Origin of the sequence: Okeanomitos corallinicola TIOX110, from assembly GCF_038050375.1 — a bacterium.
GTDB classification, from domain to species: domain Bacteria; phylum Cyanobacteriota; class Cyanobacteriia; order Cyanobacteriales; family Nostocaceae; genus Okeanomitos; species Okeanomitos corallinicola.
In genome coordinates this window covers 4,515,149-4,536,387 of sequence record NZ_CP150886.1, presented here as the reverse complement: position 1 = coordinate 4,536,387, position 21,239 = coordinate 4,515,149, and the positions used below count along the sequence as shown (strand labels likewise).

Below are 21,239 nucleotides of genomic sequence, written 5' to 3'. Positions count from 1 at the left end.
TCTAAATCCTGACTACATTTCTAGAATGACTGGTGAGTGATTGAAATCGAGTTACAGCAAGGACTGAGTTATGTGTGACTTGTGTATGAAAACATTGATTTATCTTTGACAAGTTATAATCAGTAAAATTGCTGCGTTTAAACTTTGACTATGACCGGTCGTTCCCTATCCTGTTCTCCAGAAGGTATCAAAAAAGCAAAAAAGGCTTTAATCCGCTTTTCCCTCACCCAAAAAGCATTAGCTGAAGATTTAGGGGTAACTCGTCAACCAGTTAGTAGATTCTGTACAGGGAAACCAGTTGACCGCAATCTCTTTTTACAAATTTGCGAATATTTAGAATTGGACTGGGAACAGGTCGTTACTCAAGTCAATCAAGCAGATACAGAAGAGAGTGAAAATAACAGCATTGATATCAATACCCTTGTCCAAGAAGTCCGGGAAAAGATAAAACCCCTCATTCAAGAGCGCTGCGGGACAATGCGGGTGCTGGATATGACACAACCAATAGGATTAAATGATATCTACACCAGCGTCAATATCTTGGAAACCATCACTGGAAGACAACGACGAAAAGTAGAAGATTTATTAGAAGATTTATTCCAAGAATGTACTTCAGAAGATTTTTACCGCGTTGGACTAGGAAGAATTACCCAAAAAAGAGTACCTGGACTAGAAGCAGTGGAAAAATATCCCAAGTTGATGATTTTGGGAAAACCAGGTGCAGGTAAAACTACATTTTTGAAATATTTAGCAATTCAATGTATTCAAGGTGAATTTCATGCTGATTTTGTGCCGATTTTTGTCACGCTCAAAAACTTTGCAGAAGCTGATAATAAACCCAGTTTATTAAATTTTATTAGTACGGAAGATTCAATTCAAGATTTCGGTGTGGAGAATGCAGAAAAATTATTAACTCAAGGGAAAATGTTAATTCTTCTCGATGGTTTAGATGAGGTCAGAGAAGAAGATAGTCAACGCATCTTACAAGAAATAGATAAATTTTCTCAAAAATTCCAGCAAAATCAATTTGTGATGACTTGTCGTATTGCTGCTAAAGAATACACTTTTGAGAAATTCACAGAAGTAGAAGTTGCTGATTTTGATTTTGAACAAATTCAGACCTTTGCTCACAATTGGTTTAAAAATAAGCAGGTTAAACCAGAGAATTTTATTCAACACATTCAAGATAATGAACCTATTCAAGAACTGGCCACAAGTCCCTTACTACTAACTTTACTCTGTTTAGCATTTGAAGAATCAGGAGATTTTCCCGCCAACCGTTCGGAATTATATAAGGAAGGATTAGATGCACTCCTCAAAAAATGGGATGCTAAACGGGGGATTCAACGGAATAAAATTTACCAAAAGCTATCAATTCAGCGTAAGGAAGATTTACTCAGTAAAATTGCCTTGACTACTTTTGAAAAAAGTGAATATTTCTTCAAACAGAAAGCAGCAGAACAATACATTATAGAATATATCAAAAATTTACCAGATGCTAATAATGACCCAGAAGCATTGCAATTAGATAGTGAAAAAATTCTCAAATCAATAGAAGCTCAACATGGATTATTAGTAGAACGAGCTAAGGGTATTTACTCTTTTTCTCATTTGACATTTCATGAATATTTCACAGCTAGAGAATTTGTATTTGTCCAACAATCTTCAAATCAAGCTTTGCAGAGTTTAGTTAGTCATTTTACGGAAAAAAATTGGCGGGAAGTTTGTTTATTAGCGGTGGGAATGTCACCTAATGCAGACCGTTTGTTACTATTAATCAAGGATAAAATTGATAAATTATTAGGTGAAGATGAGGAGTTACAAGAAGTTCTGACTTGGGTAAAAAATAAATCTACTTCTGTTCAGGTTTCTTACAAACCAGCAGCAGTTAGAGCTTTCTATTTTGGCCTCTCCCTCTCCCTCTCCCTCTCCCTCGACCTCGACCTCTCCCGAACCCTCTCCCTCTCCCTCTCCCTCGACCTCGACCTCTCCCGAACCCTCGACCTCGACCTCTCCCGAACCCTCTCCCTCTCCCTCTCCCTCTCCCTCGACCTCGACCTCTCCCGAACCCTCTCCCGAACCCTCTCCCTCGACCTCGACCTCTCCCGAACCCTCTCCCTCTCCCTCGACCTCGACCTCGACCTCGACCCAGAACTCAAAAATTCACTACAATCACTAAAAGAGCAAATACCAGACAGAAAAAAAGATAACGAAGCTTATAAAAATTGGTGGCAGAATAATTATAAAAGTTGGGCGGAAGAATTAAGAAAAATCATGATTAAATATCGTAATATTGGTCATGATTGGCAATTCAACGAAGCACAAAAACAATTACTTGAACAATATTATGATGCCAATAAATTATTAGTAGAATGTTTAAATAGTGATTGTTATGTCAGCCGTGATGTGCGCGAGTATATAGAAGATACTTTACTATTACCCATTGCAGAAATACAACCCTATCACAGTCAACAAAATTGAGGGTTAAAAGTTGGATTTGGAGAAAATATTTATGATATCAAAAAGTTAATCAACCCTTCCTCACCCTCCCCGCAACCAAGGAGGGAAACCAAAGAATTTGTTTTAGAGGATGTTTTAAATCTGTTTTAAATCCGTCGGTGGTCTGTCATTACTCCAACCCCACCAAACACAACCACAATGACAATGATAAAATTCTTGCCACTTGCGACGATGGTCTATTGTGGTTACAGGGGAGCGTCGGTTTAGCCAAACTTCCACCGCTTCTCTGCTACTAGAGTGACAGATGGGACAATGAAATTCGTAAGCGTGAACCGCTTTATCTGTCCATTCTGGTGGAGTGGGAGCAAAAGCATCCATAAAAATATTCTGGTAAATTTTGTGGTAAATTGTTGTGCAATCTGAGTAGTAATTTAATATACATATATTATTATGTCTCATCATGAACACAATGGAAGCAAATCTTGAAATTCGTCGTTTATTGGATGTAATGCCGGCATCTGGCAGAATGATGACTAAAATCGTCAGTAAACCAGAGCAAAAAAAAGTTATTGATGCGGCTTTTCCTTTACCTTGGAGTCAGGAACGACCCATATATATTAACTTTGATTTATGGCGACGTTTAACTAAACCGCAACGAGATTTATTATTACTATATCAGGTGAGTTGGTTAATAGGAATTAAGTGGATTAAACCTGATATTTATCAAGGTGTGGTATTAGTAGGTTTATTAGGTGGTGTGATTGAAGCTGCCCAAGCTGATATCTTAGGTGTAGTTATTGCTGGGGGTTTAAGTGCTGTAGCTGGTACGCGAATTTGGAAAATGAATCAATCCCAGGAAGCAGAAATAACCGCTGATAAAACAGCAATTCGCATTGCCCAAAGACGCAATTATTCAGAAGTAGAAGCAGCAGAACATTTATTAACAGCAATTGAAACCGTAGCCAAAATTGAAGGACGTTCTGGGTTAGATTTTAACGAATTGATTCGTTGTCAAAATTTACGGGCAATTTCTGGTTTATCACCTGTAGGAATTCCAAATAATAAAATTGATAATTGGTAATTTAATTGATGTGAGAGTTATGAATTATAAATTATCCCGCATGAGTGCTGTTCAATCTCCCATTATTCCCGTAGTTGCAGAACTGATTAAAAACTCCCCTGGGACAATTTCTTTAGGACAAGGAGTAGTTCACTATAACCCTCCACCAGAAGCGATAGAACTATTACCAAAATTCCTATCTGAATCCACAAATAATCTTTATCAAGCTGTTACCGGAATACCGGAATTAATTACAGCATTAACAAACAAATTATCAAAATTTAACAGCATTGAAATTAATGATCATAACTGTATTGTTGTCACTGCTGGTAGTAATATGGGTTTTATAAACGCCATTTTAGCTATTACTTCTCCTGGTGATGAAATTATTTTAAATACGCCATATTATTTTAATCATGAAATGGCAATTAAAATGGCTGGTTGTCATCCGGTTTTAGTAGCAACAGACGAAAATTATCAATTAATTCCTGAAAAAATAGCCCAAGCAATTACACCAAAAACCCGCGCTGTTGTCACAATTTCTCCCAATAATCCTACAGGTGTAGTTTATCCAGAAACAACCTTAAAACAAGTTAATCAAATTTGTCGAAACAGGGGAATTTATCATATTAGTGATGAAGCTTATGAATATTTTACCTATGATGGGATAAAACACATTTCTCCTGGTGCATTTCCAGAAAGTAGTGAATATACAATTTCTCTTTATAGTCTTTCTAAAGCCTATGGTTTTGCAAGTTGGAGAATTGGTTATATGGTAATTCCCCAACATTTATTAAATGCAGTCAAAAAAGTCCAAGATACAATTCTAATTTGTCCTCCTGTAGTTTCCCAATATGCAGCATTAGGAGCATTACAAGCTCAAAATAATTATTTAAAAGATAACATTCAAACAATTGCCCAAACTCGAAAAATAGTCATTAATGCACTCAACCAACTGCAAGATTTATGTACCATCACTCCTGCAAATGGAGCATTTTACTTTTTCCTAAAAGTGCATAATCAAATGGATGCTTTAGAATTAGTTAAACAATTAATTCAAGAACATAAAATAGCAGTCATTCCTGGTACAACCTTCGGTATGGAAAATGGTTGTTATTTGCGCGTTGCTTACGGTGCATTACAACAACAAACGGCAAAACAAGGAATAGAAAGACTAGTCAAAGGACTAAAATCAATTCTATCCTAAATTATACATATCATTCTTCCTTCTCTGCGTTCTCTGCGTCTCTGCGGTTCAATACCAAAAAACTAGAAACCACCAACAATTGGTAATTGGGTAAAATATTCTTACCCATTACCAATTAGCAGAAACTAACCCAAATTAAACTCCACATATTCTGGTAAACCTGGATAAATCATATTTTTATCCAATGCAGATAAAACTTGATTATTAGCATTAACAGAATTTAAACAACGACAAACCAACTCAGCAACATCAGCACGGTGAATACTACCAACAATTTGTGTATTTGTTGTTAAAATACCATTACCTGTCGCTGGTTCAGATTTTAACCCACCAGGGCGAATAATTGTATAATTCAATCCGCTGTTAATTAAATATTGTTCAGCTTTTTCCTTTTCAATCAATACAGGTTTAAGAGTTTCCAAAGCCTGGGGAGGTAGCGCACCCACACTATCACCACAACCGATAGAAGTCACCAAAATAAACCTTTGAACTTTGGCTTTAACTGCGGCATCAATTAAGTTTTTATTACCAATAAAATCAGGTTTGACACCATCTGTAGGTAAACCACCAAGGGTAGTTATTACAGCTTGAATAGGTTCATCTCCTAAAATAGCTTTTTCAACATCATCCACTTTCAAAGCATCACCTAAAACTGGTTTAATACCAAGAGATTCTAAATCCTTGGCTGCTACTTCTGTTCTCAAAAGTGCTTTTACTTTTATATCTTGTGCAGTCAAAAATTTAGCAATTTCTTGACCAACACCACGACTAGCACCAGCGACAAAAATATAAGATGTATTGGACATTTTTATTTTTCCAGATAGATTATTTAGTTACACTATTAATTAATATATCCTGATTTGCTCACTTTTAAAAATTAAATTAGCAAAGATTTTGATTTACTGACATATAACTACGTTGTTCCTATAAATGTTTCTATAGAAACAGTAAATTAGTTTATAGGTTAGTTAGAATTTATGGAAATCGTTTAAATATATATTTTACTCATTGAGTTATAGACATAACTAATAACAATATTAGTTTGTATTCTCTCAATCCGTAAAACTTACTTAATTTCTGTTTAATTAAAGGTTATGGTAATTTTTTTAATTCATTAGTATAAGTTAAATTAGGTGTGCAATAGTGTGTCACTATCATGCAAATGGATTGGATTAGTTTACTCAAAGCCCAACAAACTGACTTTCTCCAAAGAGTCAAAAAACCCAAGACAATTGACTTATCGCTCTTAGAAAGTCAAGTAAAAGGTTGTCACGGTGAAATGATGGTATTTTGGGGCGATACCTTGAGCGAAATTTTAGCATCATCTCGTCAACAAGCGGAAATTTTGGCGAAAAATCCGCCTCCCATGCCTCCAGAATATCCTGAACCTCCAGATTGGACAATTCCCTTTCCTAAGTTTTTTCAAAGTCAAGCGGAAGATTATCTAGTCCGAGAACAAATTGTAAATCGGGTGATTACAGAACGCTTGGGTAAATTAGTCAAAAAAGTGCCACAAGACGCTTTAGAAAATATGCTTTTGGATGATGAAGGCAATTTACGCAGTGCAAGTAAATTTTCCTATTGGTTGACTAATAACCCCAAGGTGAGTATTCAAGTTCATGTTGCCGATGGCGAAAGTTTTAACGGCATTAAAAAAGATAAAATTCGCTGGAATGTAACTCAGGAAGATATCAGAAATCACCAAGTTTTTATTTTCCTCTGTTTGTTTTATCCAAGTTCAACTAAATTAGGATATCAAAAGCAAGCTGTAATTACTGGTTTTTTACCTACCAATCAACTGCAATTTTCAGACTCAAAATTATCTCTTAATCCTAGTAGTTTGTTATATGCAGGGGGATTAAATTGGTATTTACAATCTCTAGGTGGTAAAAGATATGATACAGCTAAGATTGATGATCAAGTTGTCGCAGAAGTAATTCAAACCTTACCATCAGAACATCCACAAAAGCATATTATTGGTGACTGGGAAGGTTGGCAAACATTAAAAGGACATACCAGAGGAATTAACTGTTTAGGTTACTCTATTAAAGCTTTATCTTTGACAGATTTGAGTGGTCATAATGTCAAAACTATTCCCATTTTAGCTAGTGGTAGTCGTGGGGAAACAAAGTTATGGGATTTAAGTAAAGGTGAATTAATTGAAACCTTGGCAGAATATCCTTGGTCTACTTCTGGTGTGATAGATGAAGTTAATTCTTTAGCTTTTAGTACCGATGGTCAAACTTTAGTTAGTGTGGGTGCAGACTCGACAATTAAAATTTGGCATACTGGAGCATTAGATTTAATTGATATTCTCCATAAACATCAAGGAAATGTACGTTGTGTTGCTTTTACACCCGATGGACAAAGTTTAGCAACTGGTGGAGATGATAGGAAAATCCTGTTTTGGAATTTGCGCGACCGGCAGGTAGAAAATACCTTATGTTTAGATGATACTGCTGCCCATTCCATGGTATTAAGTCAAGATGGCAAAATTCTGGTAACTGGTAGTTATCGAAAAATTAAGGTGTGGCATTTAATGTCTTCACATAATCAGAAAAAACAGCAAGAAATTCAACAAATATATACATTGAAAGGACATTCTCATATTGTCAATTCTCTAGCCATGAGTGCTAATTCTCAATATTTAGTCAGTGGTAGTCAAGATAAAACTGTCAGAGTTTGGAATTTAGCTACTGGGGAATTAATTCACACTCTCAAAAGTCACAGAGAAGGCGTTTATGCAGTTGCTTTAAGTCCTGATGAACAAATTATAGCTAGTGGTAGTGCTGATAAAACCATCAAATTATGGCATTTAGAAACTGGAGAATTATTAGGAACTTTTTCCGGTCATGCTAACACTGTCACCGCTTTAGTTTTTACCGCATCTGGTGAAATGTTGGTTAGTGGTAGTTTGGATAAAACTATTAAAATTTGGCAACGTAGTGAGAATTAATTAGTGATAAAATTAATGTTATTAATGGGATAATAAAGATCATTTGACATTAATAAATATGACTATAGCTAAAGAACGCCAAATTACACTGGATGAGTTTCTTAACTTACCAGAAACTAAACCAGCATCGGAATTTATTAACGGGGAAATTACACAAAAACCAATGCCACAGGGTGAACACAGTCGTCTACAGATTAAATTGTGTACTACTATTAACCAAGCAGCAGAAACACAAAAAATTGCCTATGCTTTCCCAGAACTAAGTTGTACTTTTGACGGTGCAACTATTGTACCTGATATATCCGTATTTCGGTGGGAAAGAATCCCTAAAACTGCATCAGGGAAAATTAGTAATAGGTTTGAAGTTCATCCTGATTGGGTAATAGAAATTCTCTCACCCGAACAACAACAAAAAAAAGTATTAACTAAATTATTGCATTGTTCCCGCAATGGCACAGAATTAGGATGGTTAATGAATCCAGAAGAAGAAAGTGTAATAGCTGTATTTCCAGGGCAAAAAATAGAATTATATGACAATAATGATCAGTTAGCAATAATTGCAGGTATTAATTTAGAACTCACTGTTTCAGAAGTTTTTAGTTGGTTAAGCCTTAGTTAAGATTTAGTTAATTAAAAGTTAACCAACTATTGATTTATCTAATATTTTTTGGAAAAGTTGCATATTTTGAGAATAAATTTTATACTCCTATAGGATGGATTAATAAAAATCTACCCTTGTTTTTTTGGGTAAACGCCCTTACCCATGACTCCGGCTAGAAAATAGTATAAGTTCCCCTTTTAAAAAACGACAGACACCGCTTTGGGTAAAGTTGTATTTTGATTTTTCAAGATCAAGATACAAAAAATCTATCGCGCACGTTTTGATTATCTGCAATGACACAATCACCAAATCTCGATCATCCTCTTTTAAACCAAAAAGCTAAATCAGGGGCTGATTTTAGTTTCACTTTTTCTCATAACACCTTTTCTGATCCTGATGCAATTAACCCATTTGATAACCTAATTATCTTTGGTGATAGTCTTTCTGATACAGGAAATATTTTTCAAGCATCAGGAAACACTTTTCCTCCGTCACCTCCATACTTTCAAAGGTGATTTTCTAATGGACTAAGCTAATCCGGAAAATTATGGATTCACCAATTTGACCGACCCTTTAATTGATGTAACTGGTAGTGTAAATCCAGATGAATACGCCTTTTTTGATGATATTCACCCCACGACAAAACTACATCAATTCATATCCCAAACCTTTGCAGAAACACTAATAACAGAGGGAGTTATTCCCGAATTGCTGGCCTATTCAGCTACCCTTGCAGATAGTAGTGAATTACCAGATTGGTTAAAGTTTAATCCAATTACTCAAACTTTTAGTGGTACTCCTACAGATGGAAATGTAGGCAGTATAGATGTAAAAGTCACTGCAACAGATAAAGACGGTTTCACAGCTACAGATATATTTTCAATTGAGGTACAAAGCATGAACATTTCTACACCCGAAGGAAACAGCGGAATCCAAACTAAATCCTTTGAAGTTTTTCTAGATGAAGCAAGTACAGAATCCATAATTGTTAACTACCAAACTATCCCCATCACCGCTATTCCCATCAGTGGAACAAACATAGAAATCTTCACAGCAATGTTAGAAGGTAGTCAAGAAATACCTGGTGTGACTACCACCGCTACTGGAATGGCCAGTGCAGAATTGAATACCCAAGCTGCAACTTTAAGCTACAGATTAGAAGTCAATGGACTAGACTTTAATGGTCAAACAGAAACCACAGCAGATGATGTAGTAGGGTTACACATTCATGATGGTGTCAGAGGTGAAAACGGCCCTGTAGACTTTAGCATCCTCGATGATGACGACTTACAAATTACCGTAGAAGAAGGTAAAACTATCATCACCGGCATTTGGGAAGCAGAAGAAGGATTAACTGCTGAAGAAATAGCTGAATTCACCTCAGCAATGATGGGAGAAGATACCTCTTATTACTTCAACATTCATACCACCGCAAACCCAGGGGGAGAATTAAGAGGACAAATTATCAACGAAACACCTGTATTTGTTCCCACCACAGAAGTATTTGCAGCAATGTTAGAAGGTAGTCAAGAAATACCTGGTGTGACTACCACCGCTACTGGAATGGCCAGTGCAGAATTGAATACCCAAGCTGCAACCTTTAGCTACAGATTAGAATTTAGTGGTTTAGACTTTAATGGTCAAACAGAAACCACAGCAGATGATGTAGTAGGGTTACACATTCATGATGGTGTCAGAGGTGAAAGTGGTCCTGTAGACTTTAATATTTTGACTGATGATGATTTACAAATTACCGAAGAAGAAGGTAAAACTATCATCACCGGCATTTGGGAAGCAGAAGAAGGATTAACTGCTGAAGAAATAGCTGAATTCACCTCAGCAATGATGGGAGAAGATACCTCTTATTACTTCAACATTCATACCACCGCAAACCCAGGGGGAGAATTAAGAGGACAAATAGTTAGTGCTGCACCAGATTATGTTTCTACTTCAGGAACTCTGATTTTTGCACCAGGAGAAACCAGTAAAACTGTTGAAGTTGCTATTGTTGGAGATAGGGAAATTGAAGGTGATGAGACTTTTAAAATAGTCTTAACAGATGCTGAAGATAGTTCTCAAATTCTGGGAGAACAGTTAATCACAATTATGGATGATGATTATCCATCCAGAAGATTAAGTTTTGGCACTCCTGAAGGTGAAGAAATCAACCCCGAACCAGGACAAATCTTATTTGCAGGTGACGGAAATGACACAATAAATTCCACCGATGATAATGATATCTTTGCAGGTGATGGTAATGATTTTGTCATCGTTAATAGTCATTCTTCCATTTCCGCAGGAGATGGAAATGATTTTGTAAGTGTTGGAGTTAATGGACCTGCTCACGATACCATTGTTAATGGTGGTAATGGTGAAGATTCCTTATTTGTTGTAGAAGCCAATGGTACTAACATTTTATTTGGTGCAGCAGAAGCAGATGAACTAACAGTTATTGAAGGTTCAAATCAAATGTTGTTTGGTGGTTCAGGCAACGATAAAATAGTTAGTCAAGGTAGCAACAACCGTCTGTTTGGTGGTTCTGGAATTGATGTTTTAGTTTCCAACCAAAATGATATGATTTCCGGTGGTGAAGGTGATGATGTTCTCTTTGCTGGTGTAGCAGGAGGTAATAAACTAACCGGTGGGAATGGTATGGATCAATTCTGGGTTGCTAATGGTAGTTTACCCATGAGTTACAACATCATTACTGATTTCACAATTGGTGTTGATAAAATCGGTTTTGGTGGTGTGGAAGTTCTTGATTTTGGTCAAGTAACTAGAGAACAAATGGGTGCTGATACATTGTTGAAAATAGATACCATTGAGGTAGCTTTGTTACAAGGAATAAATGCAGATAGTCTGACTGCAAATGACTTTGCTTTTGCTGCTAGTGTAGTTGCAATGTAGTAGTTTTTAGACTCAGATCCTCGACTTCTAACACCAGTTCATTATCTATGAACAAGATAAAAAAAGAAGTCGGGGATCTTAATATTTAGTTTTTAAAAAATTTTTAGTTTAACAATTACCTAAATTCCAATTAATTAAAAAACCAAAAATCCTGTTTTTATCCTGTAAATCCTTAAATTTCTGGACATTCTGATTCAGACAAATTAAAAAACAAGACCCCCGATTTCTAACACTAATTCATCAATAATGAACAATTTCAAAAAAGAAGTCGGGGATCTTTACTTACTAACCTAACAAAGTTTGCAGCAAAGGTTTATCTGCATCCAACTTACCAGTTCTCAACCATTCATCCATTTCTGCTGGTGCTTGGGCTTTAGTTAATTTCTCTCGTAAATAACCACCTTCCATAATTTCTTTCTCCAACAATTCCTGAGAAATTTCTTCTAACAAATCACGGTTATTTTGCAAAATACTCAACGCAATGTGGTGAGCATTATCAACAATTTCCTTCACTTCTTTATCAATTTCTTCTGCAACTTGGGGACTAATAGAACGACGAGGATTTCCATAACCTTCAATAAATTGCTGTTGCACTTTTTCAAAAGCTAAAGGTCCGAGTTTATCACTCATCCCATAAATTGTAATTGCTCTTTCTGCTAAATCAGTGGCTTTTTGAATATCATCAGCAGCACCAGTAGAGACTTTCCCAAATACAATTTCCTCGGAAGAACGTCCACCTAATAAAGTGGCAATACGTCCACGAATTTCATCTTCTATCATTAAAAAACGGTCTTCTTCTGGCATTTGAATGGTATAACCCAACGCACCAATACCACGGGGAACAACGGAAATTTTTTCTACTTTACCTGCTCCTGGCATTAATGCACCAATGATAGCGTGTCCGACTTCGTGATAAGCAACGGTCTTTTTCTCGATTTCATTTAATACACGAGAACGTTTTTCTAAACCTGCAACTAAACGTTCAATGGCTTCATTAAAATCTGCCATTAATACAGCTTGACGGTTATTTCTTGCTGCTAATAATGCTGCTTCATTGACTAAATTTGCTAAATCTGCACCAGCAAACCCAGGTGTACGCACAGCAATAATTCCTAAATCCACATCATCTGATAATTTGACGTTTTTAGCGTGAACTTTGAGAATTGCTTCTCTACCGATTTTATCAGGTCTATCTACGACAATTTGCCTATCAAAACGACCAGGACGACGTAATGCAGGATCAAGAACTTCTGGACGGTTGGTAGCAGCGATGATAATTACACCAGTATTAGCATCAAAACCATCCATTTCTGTTAATAACTGGTTTAATGTTTGTTCTCTTTCATCATTACCACCAGCGAAACCACCGGGTCCACCGCGAGATTTTCCTAAAGCGTCTAATTCATCAATGAAAACAATACAAGGTGCTTGTTGTTTTGCTTGTTCAAATAAATCTCTAACTCTTGCAGCACCCACACCAACAAATAATTCAATAAATTCAGAACCGGAAATACTAAAGAAAGGTACACCAGCTTCACCGGCAATGGCTTTTGCTAATAATGTTTTCCCTGTTCCAGGAGGTCCAACTAATAAGACACCTTTGGGAATTTTTGCTCCTAATGTCGTATATTTACCTGCATTTTTTAAGAAATCAACTATTTCTTCTAACTCAGCTTTTGCTTCATCCACACCCGCAACATCGAGGAATTTTACCCCAGTGCTACCTTCAGAATAAATCCGCGCTTTGCTTTTACCTACTGTTAATGCAGCCGGTCCACCACCTTGACGGTTCATTAAAAATGCCCAAATTCCAAAGAAAATTAATGGGGGTGCAACCCAACTGACAAGAGTACCAATCCAAGCATTTTCTGCTGGTGGTGGTGCTGCAAACTGGACATTGTTTTCACGCAGAATTTTAGGTAAATCTAAATCAATTGCTACAGGTGTAGTTCTAAATACTTGTTCAACTGTTTTACCTTCGGGAGTTTGAGCCATAATTGCATATTCAATGCGATCGCCCCCGATAATAGCTTTAGTAACTTTACCTGCTTTTACCTGATTAATAAAATCACTATAGGGAACTTGTGGCAACCGTTTTCCGAAAACACTAGGAACTATCAAATTCACCAATAACAGAAGAGTTAGTAAAACTAATAAACTCCCTCCAAATTGCTGAATTCTTGGAGTTTTCATCTTGTCTTTATGATTATTTTCTACTGGCATAATCACTCACCTCAATAAAATTTGATCCTTGATAAGTACCTGGGCAAAATTAATTGCACATTTGGGAAAACAATAGAAATCTCTGTATCTCTTGTCTGTCACCTGTCACCTGTCACCTTCCCTAAATATGAAATTTATTTTGCACGACTACTTAATTGGTAATTGGGTTATTTTCCTCATGACCCTATTTTCAACTCAATAACAGTGCAAATAATCCACATAAAGCAATACCATCAAATACACCCGCACCGCCAATACTCAAAACTCCTGAACTCATGGCTTGAATATCTTTGAGATGCAACAAGTCAGCACCAATTACAGTACCCAGAACACCACCAGCAAAAGCGACAGGTGCTGCATGGGATGATGCTATGACCATAGCGGATATGGCAGCAGTTAGGGGAGCTAATAACGGATTCATTTGAATCCCAATTCCTGGTACTACCCTGGCGGCTAAGTAACTAACAACGGTGACAATGGCAGTAACTGATAAAATGGCTAAAGTATTGCCCTGGGAAAATTGGTATAATGCCAAAACTACGGGTATTAATCCACCACCCACATTTAGAGCGATTACGGTAGAACGTTGTACTCTCCTTAACGGAATTCCCCAAAATTCCTTTAACCACAGTGCTTCAAATTCATCTGCTAATTGTACAGGTGCTTCTAAACGGTAGATAGGAATATTAATTGTACTGGTAATTATTACTAGCACCAATAATAAAAAAGCAATGTTAGGAGAAAAACCTAACTTAGCTACCGCAACTTCTACTACATCCACTGCAACTGCAAACCAAATAAATGGCAGCAGCAACAACAAAACTAAAAATAATAGTAATGAAACTGGTAGATAAATCATGGCAATAAGAAAATGCTTTAAATCCAGCATTTACAACTCATAAATGGCAAGAATGCTTACATTTAAGGTACCAAATCTGGAAAAGTAAAGTTTTGTATCTGATTTCTATTGTAAAGACTTAATCCTCAAGTCTAAATTCGTGTATACCCTACCAAAAAAATGTGTATTACCGCACTCTGATGAAAAATCAACTAGGTTTCTTCTTCAAACTACTTATTCTCTCCACTTTAATCTCATTTTTGATTAAATATGTATGTCCAATGTTTTCAATTCCAGAAACATCAATAAACGCAATCATTCTAGTTATTTTACCTACTTTAATTATGATAACGGTTTTAATTGGGCGCATCCCCACACAAAGCAAAAATTAAAATAGCAGTCAGGTTTAAGCAGGGGGATTGCACAGAATTATAAAATTCTAGTAAGAATTCAGGAGTCAGAATGTTTGATAAATCAGTAAATAATCAACCAGTCAATTATTCTTGATACTTTACTTCATGCAGATTTATATCAAAATTTTCAAGATATACTGCTTCACAGAAAAAATTATTAATAAACTTGGGGAGTTAATTTGTGAAAATTGGTCAATGGATAGGTTTAATCGCCATAGTTTTATCCTTATATATACTTTGGCAACTACGAGAAGTGCTGTTACTAATATTTGCTGCTGTGGTTTTAGCAACTACATTAAATCGGTTAGCACGCAGCTTTCAAAATTTAGGAATGAAAAGACAATTAGCTGTAGCCTTATCTGTCACTATCTTTTTTGCAGGTATTATTAGCTTTTTCTGGTTGATTGTCCCACCCTTTACTCAACAATTTCAAGAGTTAACTTATCGAGTTCCCCAAGGTTTTGAACGCATCAATAGTTGGATTGATGAACAAAGAACACACATTCCTCCCCAATTAATCCCTTTTATTCCTGACCTAAATAGGCTAATTGCAGAAGCACAACCATTATTTAATCGCATATTAGGAAACTCTTTTGCCTTTGTTTCTAGCTCGTTAATAATTGTGCTTAATATCTTATTAGTGCTGGTTTTGACGGGAATGTTTCTAGCCAATCCAGATGCTTATCGGAAAGTGTTTGTGCGGCTATTCCCCTCATTTTATCGGCGACGGGTAGAGGGGATTTTAAATCAGTGTGGGACTTCTTTAGAAAGATGGGTAACAGGGGCTTTTATTGCTGTTTTTGTAGTTGGTTTAATGAGTCTTGTTGGTTTATCAATTTTAGGAGTTAAGGCAGCTTTAGCTTTGGGAGTTTTAGCAGGATTTATGAATTTAATTCCTAATTTGGGACCGACTATGAGTGTAGTTCCTGCCATGGCGATCGCCCTGTTAGATTCCCCCTGGAAACCTTTGGGTGTGCTGATTCTTTACTTTTTTATTCAACAAGCTGAGAGTAATTTTCTCACGCCTATAGTTATGGCACATCAGGTATCTTTATTACCAGCAGTAACTTTGATTTCTCAATTATTTTTTGTGACATTTTTTGGATTTTTAGGTTTATTTTTGGCATTACCTTTAACAGTTGTTGCCAAAATTTGGGTAGAAGAAGTATTAGTAAAAGATGTTTTAGATCAATGGCAATATCATCATCAAGCGGAAAATGAATTAGTGATGATTGGTGAATCTTCTGATCATGGTGAAGTTGAGGAAGTGGAATTAATATCCCCAGAGGAAGAGTAATTTAGGTTTTTCGGTTATTTTTATGGAAAACCTGTTTCAAAATCATTTAAATCCTTATCCTGTAAGGATTTCATCACAAATAAAATGTTTGGAAATAGTAGACTATTTGTACTGATTTATACTGGTCATTTTTTATCGAAGGCAATGACAAGCAAATGTGCAGCAGAGAAAATCTGACCCAAATGGTGATCACTATCTCCATTTGTATTCATAATACGTAATTGTTGCCAGTAGTTATCAATAGTTGATAAATTTTGATACACTGAATAGGAGTAAGCGAGTCCGTCTTCTTCACTTATAGTGTAACCTTTACCCTTAGTTTTAAACCAATCTGCAACTTTCCAAAGTCCAAGAGAAAAGATAAAGTATTTTAGTAGCCGCAGTGGAGGAATTCCTTGTCCCATAAAGTTGCAGTCAGAAATACATATCATTTTAGAAGCAACCCGCGACATTTCTTGAACTACTGTTTCCGGCTTCTTAACATGATGGAGTACAGCAAATTCACAGACAAGATCAACACTATTATCAGGAAAAGGAAGATTACAACCATCACCATCTACTAACTCGGATTCTAATATTCCTTTGATATACCCTTGTTCACGAAGTTCTTTTACTGGTTCAATACCTTTAATAATTAGATTAGGAAATCGCCGTTTTAGCCAAAGAATGGTACGTCCAGTACCAGCACCTACATCCAAAACACTACGAATTTGATAAAATTCTATATAGCTTGCTAATAAGTGCAAACCTAATATATGTTCTTGCTCTTGATTGTTATGTATTTTATCATATAAATTAGCTGTATTAGCATAATACTGACGTTGTATATTAATCTCTTGATTCATAGTTCTTTTTTCTTTTTTGTATTGGACAGTGCAAGCACTAAAAAATAGTGAATTAGGAATCATCTCTTGTAAAAAGTGAAGACACGGGTGAGAAATGAGGAATTAATTATCCAGCACTTCAAACCCTCTCTCGCTTCACAAATTTATATCAAATAACTATTCTGGAAGTTGATTTTTTAAATTTTTCAAAGCTGCCCAACGACTGTCAACAATATTATCCGAACTGTTAGCATTAGTCTTCAAAATTCCTGGACAATTGCAATCGCACAACTGACTTTGAGGAATAGCTAAACACATTTGTTCATACAGCCATTCACTAGGATAAAAATAACCATCAGGAGACAAAGTTTCTACTAAATCTTCTACAGGTACTTCTCTTTCTAAAGGTAAGTCCTCTAATTGATCAGCATTTGCATCTAACCAAATAATTTCTTTAGTATTAACAGCCAAACGTTGATTATATTGTTGCAAACAGCGGTTACAGGTACAAGTAATAATTGTTTCTGCCTGACCGGAAACTTCTAAGTAATTAACCTGATGTTGGACGCGGACAGTGCCACGTACTGGGGTTAAAGTTTCCAAACCAGGCAGAGACTCATTAACTTGAAATTCCTCTGTCCGCTCCGGGGCTTTAGTTAGCTGCGGAATAAAAATAGCGTCCATAGGATCTAGTGAGAAATAGCTGAATGCCTATGATTTTAACCTAATAACCAGGATCTGTAGGCGGTTCTGTAGCCAGACGAACTACCAAATTACGATAGGGTTCTTTGCCACGGCTGAAGGTTTGCAAATCAGGGAATTCTTGTAAAAAACTGTGAACTTGTCGTCTTTCAAAAGAACTCAAAGATTTCATTTCTATTTCTCGACCAGAAAAACGCACTTCTTGAACTGCTGTTCTCACTAAAGCGGTAATTTCGGCTTGTCTTCTCAAGCGATAGTCATTCAACTCGATGGTATAAGATACCTGTTCATCTTCTGCTTGATGCACATTCAGCACTGAGTTAGCTAAATATTGGATAGCATCCAATACTGAACCATTTGCACCAATCAAAGTTCTGACCTGTTCTGGCATCAAATTACTGTCATTAATTATCAACCAGTAACTATCCTGCTCTTGAGAGTCTGCCCCAATTGCCGGAGCAGAACTCAATTTACTACTAACATCAGCGGACACACCAGATAGTTGCAGCAGTTGTTTTAACCATTCTTCACCACGCTGCATATTTATATCACTCATCATCAACCTGTAGCTTTCTTCTTGGAACTTTTTGGTTCAAAGGGCAACGTCTTTGCTTCTGCGGTGGCTGCTTGTTTGTCTTTCTCTTGCATAGCTACAATTTTTTGTAATTCCTCTGAGAGAGGTTCACGAGAAAGAATGTAGGTTTGCAGAGTTTGGAAAACGTTACCAATTACCATGTACATCAATACACCCGCTGGGAGTGGGAAGAACAAAAACATCCCAGAAAAAATCACCGGGGTAATTTTGTTGACGGTTTCCTGTTGGGGATTACCACCACCGGAATTTTGCCCTGACAGCATTTGACTGACATAAAGGCTAATTCCAAAAAAGACAATCATGGAAACAATATCCCAGTGAACTGCGCCATCGGGATCAATTGCACCAACCCTACCCAAAGCATCAATAAACAAGAATCCTTTGTCTGCTGCCAATCCGGGGATAGTACCTTGAATGGTTACATCTCCTGGCTCTAAGGCTTCGATGTTACCTTGATCATCAATTTTTACCCTGTCTTCTCCTTTCATGATTTTCCATTCAGGAGTCAACTTAGTTTCTGGATGTTCTGCTACCAAAGCATCGAAGGGTTTACCTTCCAAGGTTTGATATTGAATTTTTGTCTTTTCCCCAACTGCCAATTTATTACCACCGGGAAGGATAGCAGTAATTTTTGTGTGATCCCCATCGGCAATATAAATATTTTGGGCGTTAGTAGCAAAAGCTTGGGGTTGAATGCGTTCTATTTGTTCAGATGGAAAAATTTGCAAGTTAACCGAATAGTTAACACCTGCAAATGGTGAACCGCGTAAAGTTGCAAACAGTGCTAGTAAAACAGGCATCTGTAGCAATAAGGGTAAACATCCTCCTAAAGGATTGCCAAATTCCTTTTGCACATTCACCATTTCCTCTTGCTGCTTTTGCGGATTATCTTTATGGCGTTCTTTAATTTCCGCCATCCGTTTTTGCATCAAGGGTTGGACAATTCGCATTCTTCGCATACTGCGGATTGAACCAGCACTCAAGGGGTAGAGTGCAAACCGAATAATTAATGTCAAAGCAATGATCGCCAATCCATAGCTAGGGACAATACCATAGAAAAAATCTATGATTGGCAACATTACGTTGTTCGAGAGAAACCCGATACCAAAATCCATTATTCTGAATTTAACCTAGAGGTACTGTTAACTGAACTGAATCTAATTTATCTAAATGGTGATTTATTAGCGACTAAACTTTGCTACGGATAGCCGCACGATGGCGACTGGTGACTGGTGACTGGTGACTGGTGACTGGTGACTGGTAAGGAATTTTCTCCCCATCTCCCTATCTTCTCCTAACTCCTGCGGTACTTTCCCAGTTTGATTTTTATTGAAAATACACCGTTTGTTAATGACTACTTGGAAGTAGGACTATATTGGGGATTTTTAGCCGCAACTTTTTCGGCGATGTAGTCATAAGTTTCTCTAAAGTTGGGAACAGCCCGCATTTCTAAACGACTACCGTTTTTGAGAGTCAGTACCATATCTCCCCAGATACCCACACCACGGGGAACTTTTACCACTTTGACGATTTCTGAATATATTACGTCAGAGCGATCGCGTCCTAACCACCCACCCATCACGGAAATACGCCGGTCAGTGATCCGAAAACGCAACCACAAAGCCCTGACTATTGCACCAACAGTCAATGGTAAACCTACTACTGTTAGTCCAATCAATAAATTGAGAAGCAAATCCCCAATGTGAGGTCCACCTTCATAATAAATTTCTTCACGAATACCCATTTATTACCTCTGCTTTTACCAACAACTGCTCTAATTCTTGCAGAAATTGTTGGCTTCCGCACTCAGATTCTGCTGTCTTTGGCTTCACAATCACTACTAATCGCCATCCATCTGCTAATTTAGGCAATATTTGATACAATGCCCCAGTGATTTGTCTTTTGAGGCGATTGCGAACAACTGCTCTTTTACTAACTTTGGTACTAATGGAAACGCCAATTTTTGTTTTGGCGTAATTATTTTGCTCAGTTGATTGTATTGTCATCAAAGCGTCATCCAAATTGGGTTGTTTTGGACATGACGGCTTTAAAGCTCTCAAAGTGAAATGAGAGCTATGACACCGAATTCCTTCCCGGAAAACCGCTTGGAAATCTTTGCGGGATTTTAATCTATATGCTTTGGGCAAAGCCACAGCTACTCGTTTGCTGGATGCCTAAACGCTCAAACGATGACGACCTTTTTTCCTTCTGGCTCTAATCACGTTTCTGCCGTCTGGTGTCCGCATTCTAGCCCGAAAACCAGAAGTTCTCTTTCTCTTACGACAAGTACCGCCCAATGTTCTTTGCATACCTCTCTCCTGTTAGAGATTTTTATAAAAAGTCACAATCTGTTATCTTACCACTTTACAGCTAAGGAAGACATTTTTCTGGATGGAGTTTTTCAGTTATCACCTGATAACTGGTAACTGATTAAGAAATACTCAAGATCCAAGTACCTATGTAACGTAGCAGTGGCACATCTCCGGGAGAAAGAATTTGACAGTTAAAGTAATACATTCCCCCAAAAGGTGGGTTTTGTACGTTAGATAAGACTACTTCCACGGTGTTACCCGCTGGTACTGGTTCTTCAGGAAAGATTTCAATTACTCTTCCTTCTTTGTTCCATTTAACTTCATTTAAAGGCAGACTTTTACCTTTAACTCTGACTTCAATGTTTTTTTCATCAAAACTACCTTCGTAATAGTTAGGATAGGTAATGGCAAACTGAGCAACTGCCAAGTTCATCTTCTTCGCAGGTATTTTGAGTACATATCTGTCTGTGGCATATCTATTACCGCCAAATTGCAAATGTGCGGGTAACTGGTTTTTCCGCTCAACACCGCTAAACAGAGTAAAACCATCTTGTGCTGAAACTACAGCCGGAAAACTTGCCATTAAACAACCAGTTACAGCTAAGGCAGAAAGTACACGTCGCATAATTAGGCTTCCTCTAAATAAATATTATCTGTGTAATCTTAAGTAACAGTCTTGTTCGTATTCGTAAGTGAACTTTACTACTTTATGCTGGATAATAGACGAAAAATGAAAATAAAAGTGCCTGGGAGAGCTTAAAACCCAACTATGAGTGTAAGAATCATTGACAATATTTTAATCCATGACTATGACCCTGAAAAAATAAATCAAACGATAAATTGG

20 protein-coding genes are annotated in these 21,239 nt (G+C 36.9%); 8 read left to right on the top strand and 12 right to left on the bottom strand.

Annotated features, from left to right (window positions below; all coding sequences use genetic code 11):
• The first annotated feature begins 150 nt into the window (after positions 1-150).
• Entirely contained in the window at positions 151-2,481 is a 2,331-nt protein-coding gene (locus WJM97_RS19885) for an NACHT domain-containing NTPase (RefSeq protein ID WP_353930492.1), read from the top strand.
• Positions 2,482-2,595: 114 nt separating this feature from the next.
• Here WJM97_RS19885 and WJM97_RS19880 read toward each other — a convergent pair whose 3' ends face one another.
• The gene (locus WJM97_RS19880; RefSeq protein WP_353930491.1) at positions 2,596-2,838 is read right to left on the bottom strand and encodes a hypothetical protein; all 243 of its coding nucleotides are present in this window, start codon (positions 2,836-2,838) and stop codon (positions 2,596-2,598) included.
• Between the two features lie 91 nt (positions 2,839-2,929).
• On the opposite strand from WJM97_RS19880, the gene WJM97_RS19875 reads away from it, so the two are divergent.
• The gene (locus WJM97_RS19875) at positions 2,930-3,541 is read left to right on the top strand and encodes a DUF3318 domain-containing protein (protein WP_353930490.1); all 612 of its coding nucleotides are present in this window, start codon (positions 2,930-2,932) and stop codon (positions 3,539-3,541) included.
• Between the two features lie 19 nt (positions 3,542-3,560).
• Positions 3,561-4,727 carry a pyridoxal phosphate-dependent aminotransferase gene (locus WJM97_RS19870; RefSeq protein WP_353930489.1) on the top strand — a complete coding sequence of 389 codons (1,167 nt, stop codon included), beginning with the start codon at positions 3,561-3,563 and terminating at the stop codon, positions 4,725-4,727.
• A gap of 125 nt (positions 4,728-4,852) precedes the next feature.
• Here the strand turns inward: WJM97_RS19870 and WJM97_RS19865 are convergent, their stop codons facing one another.
• Positions 4,853-5,533, bottom strand: a complete 681-nt coding sequence (locus WJM97_RS19865; RefSeq protein ID WP_353930488.1) for an SDR family oxidoreductase — start codon at positions 5,531-5,533, stop codon at positions 4,853-4,855.
• A gap of 350 nt (positions 5,534-5,883) precedes the next feature.
• Here WJM97_RS19865 and WJM97_RS19860 point away from each other — a divergent pair, with 350 nt between their 5' ends.
• From WJM97_RS19860 to WJM97_RS19845, 4 genes are all read left to right on the top strand, one after another.
• On the top strand, positions 5,884-7,683 hold the full coding sequence (locus WJM97_RS19860) for a WD40 repeat domain-containing protein (RefSeq protein WP_353930487.1): 1,800 nt from the start codon (positions 5,884-5,886) through the stop codon (positions 7,681-7,683).
• A gap of 58 nt (positions 7,684-7,741) precedes the next feature.
• The gene (locus tag WJM97_RS19855) at positions 7,742-8,302 is read left to right on the top strand and encodes a Uma2 family endonuclease (RefSeq protein ID WP_353930486.1); all 561 of its coding nucleotides are present in this window, start codon (positions 7,742-7,744) and stop codon (positions 8,300-8,302) included.
• 275 nt (positions 8,303-8,577) lie between these two features.
• Positions 8,578-8,799 carry a hypothetical protein gene (locus WJM97_RS19850; RefSeq protein ID WP_353930485.1) on the top strand — a complete coding sequence of 74 codons (222 nt, stop codon included), beginning with the start codon at positions 8,578-8,580 and terminating at the stop codon, positions 8,797-8,799.
• A gap of 46 nt (positions 8,800-8,845) precedes the next feature.
• A complete protein-coding gene (locus tag WJM97_RS19845) occupies positions 8,846-11,191 on the top strand; it encodes a CHRD domain-containing protein (protein ID WP_353930484.1) in 2,346 nt (781 codons plus the stop codon).
• Between the two features lie 285 nt (positions 11,192-11,476).
• Here the strand turns inward: WJM97_RS19845 and ftsH are convergent, their stop codons facing one another.
• Positions 11,477-13,414 (bottom strand): ATP-dependent zinc metalloprotease FtsH, encoded by a 1,938-nt coding sequence (gene ftsH, locus WJM97_RS19840; RefSeq protein WP_353930483.1) that lies wholly within the window; start codon positions 13,412-13,414, stop codon positions 11,477-11,479.
• 190 nt (positions 13,415-13,604) lie between these two features.
• Positions 13,605-14,273: a DUF1614 domain-containing protein gene (locus WJM97_RS19835; RefSeq protein WP_353930482.1), complete on the bottom strand. Its 669-nt coding sequence runs from the start codon at positions 14,271-14,273 to the stop codon at positions 13,605-13,607.
• Between the two features lie 573 nt (positions 14,274-14,846).
• Here WJM97_RS19835 and WJM97_RS19830 point away from each other — a divergent pair.
• Positions 14,847-15,962: an AI-2E family transporter gene (locus WJM97_RS19830; protein ID WP_353930481.1), complete on the top strand. Its 1,116-nt coding sequence runs from the start codon at positions 14,847-14,849 to the stop codon at positions 15,960-15,962.
• A 125-nt stretch (positions 15,963-16,087) separates the two neighbouring features.
• Here WJM97_RS19830 and WJM97_RS19825 read toward each other — a convergent pair whose 3' ends face one another.
• From WJM97_RS19825 to WJM97_RS19790, 8 genes are all read right to left on the bottom strand, one after another.
• Positions 16,088-16,807, bottom strand: coding sequence for a class I SAM-dependent methyltransferase (locus tag WJM97_RS19825; protein ID WP_353930480.1), 720 nt, complete (start codon positions 16,805-16,807; stop codon positions 16,088-16,090).
• 156 nt (positions 16,808-16,963) lie between these two features.
• Positions 16,964-17,470: a DUF177 domain-containing protein gene (locus WJM97_RS19820; RefSeq protein WP_353930479.1), complete on the bottom strand. Its 507-nt coding sequence runs from the start codon at positions 17,468-17,470 to the stop codon at positions 16,964-16,966.
• 40 nt (positions 17,471-17,510) lie between these two features.
• Positions 17,511-18,044, bottom strand: a complete 534-nt coding sequence (locus tag WJM97_RS19815) for a R3H domain-containing nucleic acid-binding protein (protein WP_353930478.1) — start codon at positions 18,042-18,044, stop codon at positions 17,511-17,513.
• A 2-nt stretch (positions 18,045-18,046) separates the two neighbouring features.
• Positions 18,047-19,198, bottom strand: a complete 1,152-nt coding sequence (gene yidC, locus WJM97_RS19810; RefSeq protein WP_353930477.1) for a membrane protein insertase YidC — start codon at positions 19,196-19,198, stop codon at positions 18,047-18,049.
• Between the two features lie 239 nt (positions 19,199-19,437).
• Positions 19,438-19,827, bottom strand: a complete 390-nt coding sequence (locus WJM97_RS19805; protein ID WP_353930476.1) for a PH domain-containing protein — start codon at positions 19,825-19,827, stop codon at positions 19,438-19,440.
• Positions 19,814-20,236: a ribonuclease P protein component gene (rnpA, locus tag WJM97_RS19800; RefSeq protein ID WP_353930475.1), complete on the bottom strand. Its 423-nt coding sequence runs from the start codon at positions 20,234-20,236 to the stop codon at positions 19,814-19,816. The genes WJM97_RS19805 and rnpA overlap by 14 nt, the downstream gene beginning before the upstream one ends.
• A 21-nt stretch (positions 20,237-20,257) precedes the next feature.
• Complete coding sequence (rpmH, locus tag WJM97_RS19795) at positions 20,258-20,392, bottom strand: 50S ribosomal protein L34 (RefSeq protein ID WP_088242947.1); 135 nt, start codon at positions 20,390-20,392, stop codon at positions 20,258-20,260.
• Between the two features lie 121 nt (positions 20,393-20,513).
• Complete coding sequence (locus tag WJM97_RS19790) at positions 20,514-21,020, bottom strand: DUF2808 domain-containing protein (RefSeq protein ID WP_353930474.1); 507 nt, start codon at positions 21,018-21,020, stop codon at positions 20,514-20,516.
• Positions 21,021-21,239 lie beyond the last annotated feature (219 nt).

What these genes read in the sequence shown, in the direction of transcription:
- WJM97_RS19865 (WP_353930488.1), bottom strand. Translation starts at nt 5,533, where the DNA reads ATGTCCAATACATCTTATATTTTTGTCGCTGGTGCTAGTCGTGGTGTT.
- WJM97_RS19805 (WP_353930476.1), bottom strand. Translation starts at nt 19,827, where the DNA reads ATGGGTATTCGTGAAGAAATTTATTATGAAGGTGGACCTCACATTGGG.
- WJM97_RS19880 (WP_353930491.1), bottom strand. Translation starts at nt 2,838, where the DNA reads ATGGATGCTTTTGCTCCCACTCCACCAGAATGGACAGATAAAGCGGTT.
- WJM97_RS19860 (WP_353930487.1), top strand. Translation starts at nt 5,884, where the DNA reads ATGCAAATGGATTGGATTAGTTTACTCAAAGCCCAACAAACTGACTTT.
- rpmH (WP_088242947.1), bottom strand. Translation starts at nt 20,392, where the DNA reads ATGCAAAGAACATTGGGCGGTACTTGTCGTAAGAGAAAGAGAACTTCT.
- ftsH (WP_353930483.1), bottom strand. Translation starts at nt 13,414, where the DNA reads ATGCCAGTAGAAAATAATCATAAAGACAAGATGAAAACTCCAAGAATT.
- WJM97_RS19790 (WP_353930474.1), bottom strand. Translation starts at nt 21,020, where the DNA reads ATGCGACGTGTACTTTCTGCCTTAGCTGTAACTGGTTGTTTAATGGCA.
- WJM97_RS19815 (WP_353930478.1), bottom strand. Translation starts at nt 18,044, where the DNA reads ATGAGTGATATAAATATGCAGCGTGGTGAAGAATGGTTAAAACAACTG.
- WJM97_RS19870 (WP_353930489.1), top strand. Translation starts at nt 3,561, where the DNA reads ATGAATTATAAATTATCCCGCATGAGTGCTGTTCAATCTCCCATTATT.
- WJM97_RS19885 (WP_353930492.1), top strand. Translation starts at nt 151, where the DNA reads ATGACCGGTCGTTCCCTATCCTGTTCTCCAGAAGGTATCAAAAAAGCA.
- WJM97_RS19875 (WP_353930490.1), top strand. Translation starts at nt 2,930, where the DNA reads ATGGAAGCAAATCTTGAAATTCGTCGTTTATTGGATGTAATGCCGGCA.
- WJM97_RS19855 (WP_353930486.1), top strand. Translation starts at nt 7,742, where the DNA reads ATGACTATAGCTAAAGAACGCCAAATTACACTGGATGAGTTTCTTAAC.
- WJM97_RS19820 (WP_353930479.1), bottom strand. Translation starts at nt 17,470, where the DNA reads ATGGACGCTATTTTTATTCCGCAGCTAACTAAAGCCCCGGAGCGGACA.
- WJM97_RS19825 (WP_353930480.1), bottom strand. Translation starts at nt 16,807, where the DNA reads ATGAATCAAGAGATTAATATACAACGTCAGTATTATGCTAATACAGCT.
- WJM97_RS19850 (WP_353930485.1), top strand. Translation starts at nt 8,578, where the DNA reads ATGACACAATCACCAAATCTCGATCATCCTCTTTTAAACCAAAAAGCT.
- yidC (WP_353930477.1), bottom strand. Translation starts at nt 19,198, where the DNA reads ATGGATTTTGGTATCGGGTTTCTCTCGAACAACGTAATGTTGCCAATC.
- WJM97_RS19835 (WP_353930482.1), bottom strand. Translation starts at nt 14,273, where the DNA reads ATGATTTATCTACCAGTTTCATTACTATTATTTTTAGTTTTGTTGTTG.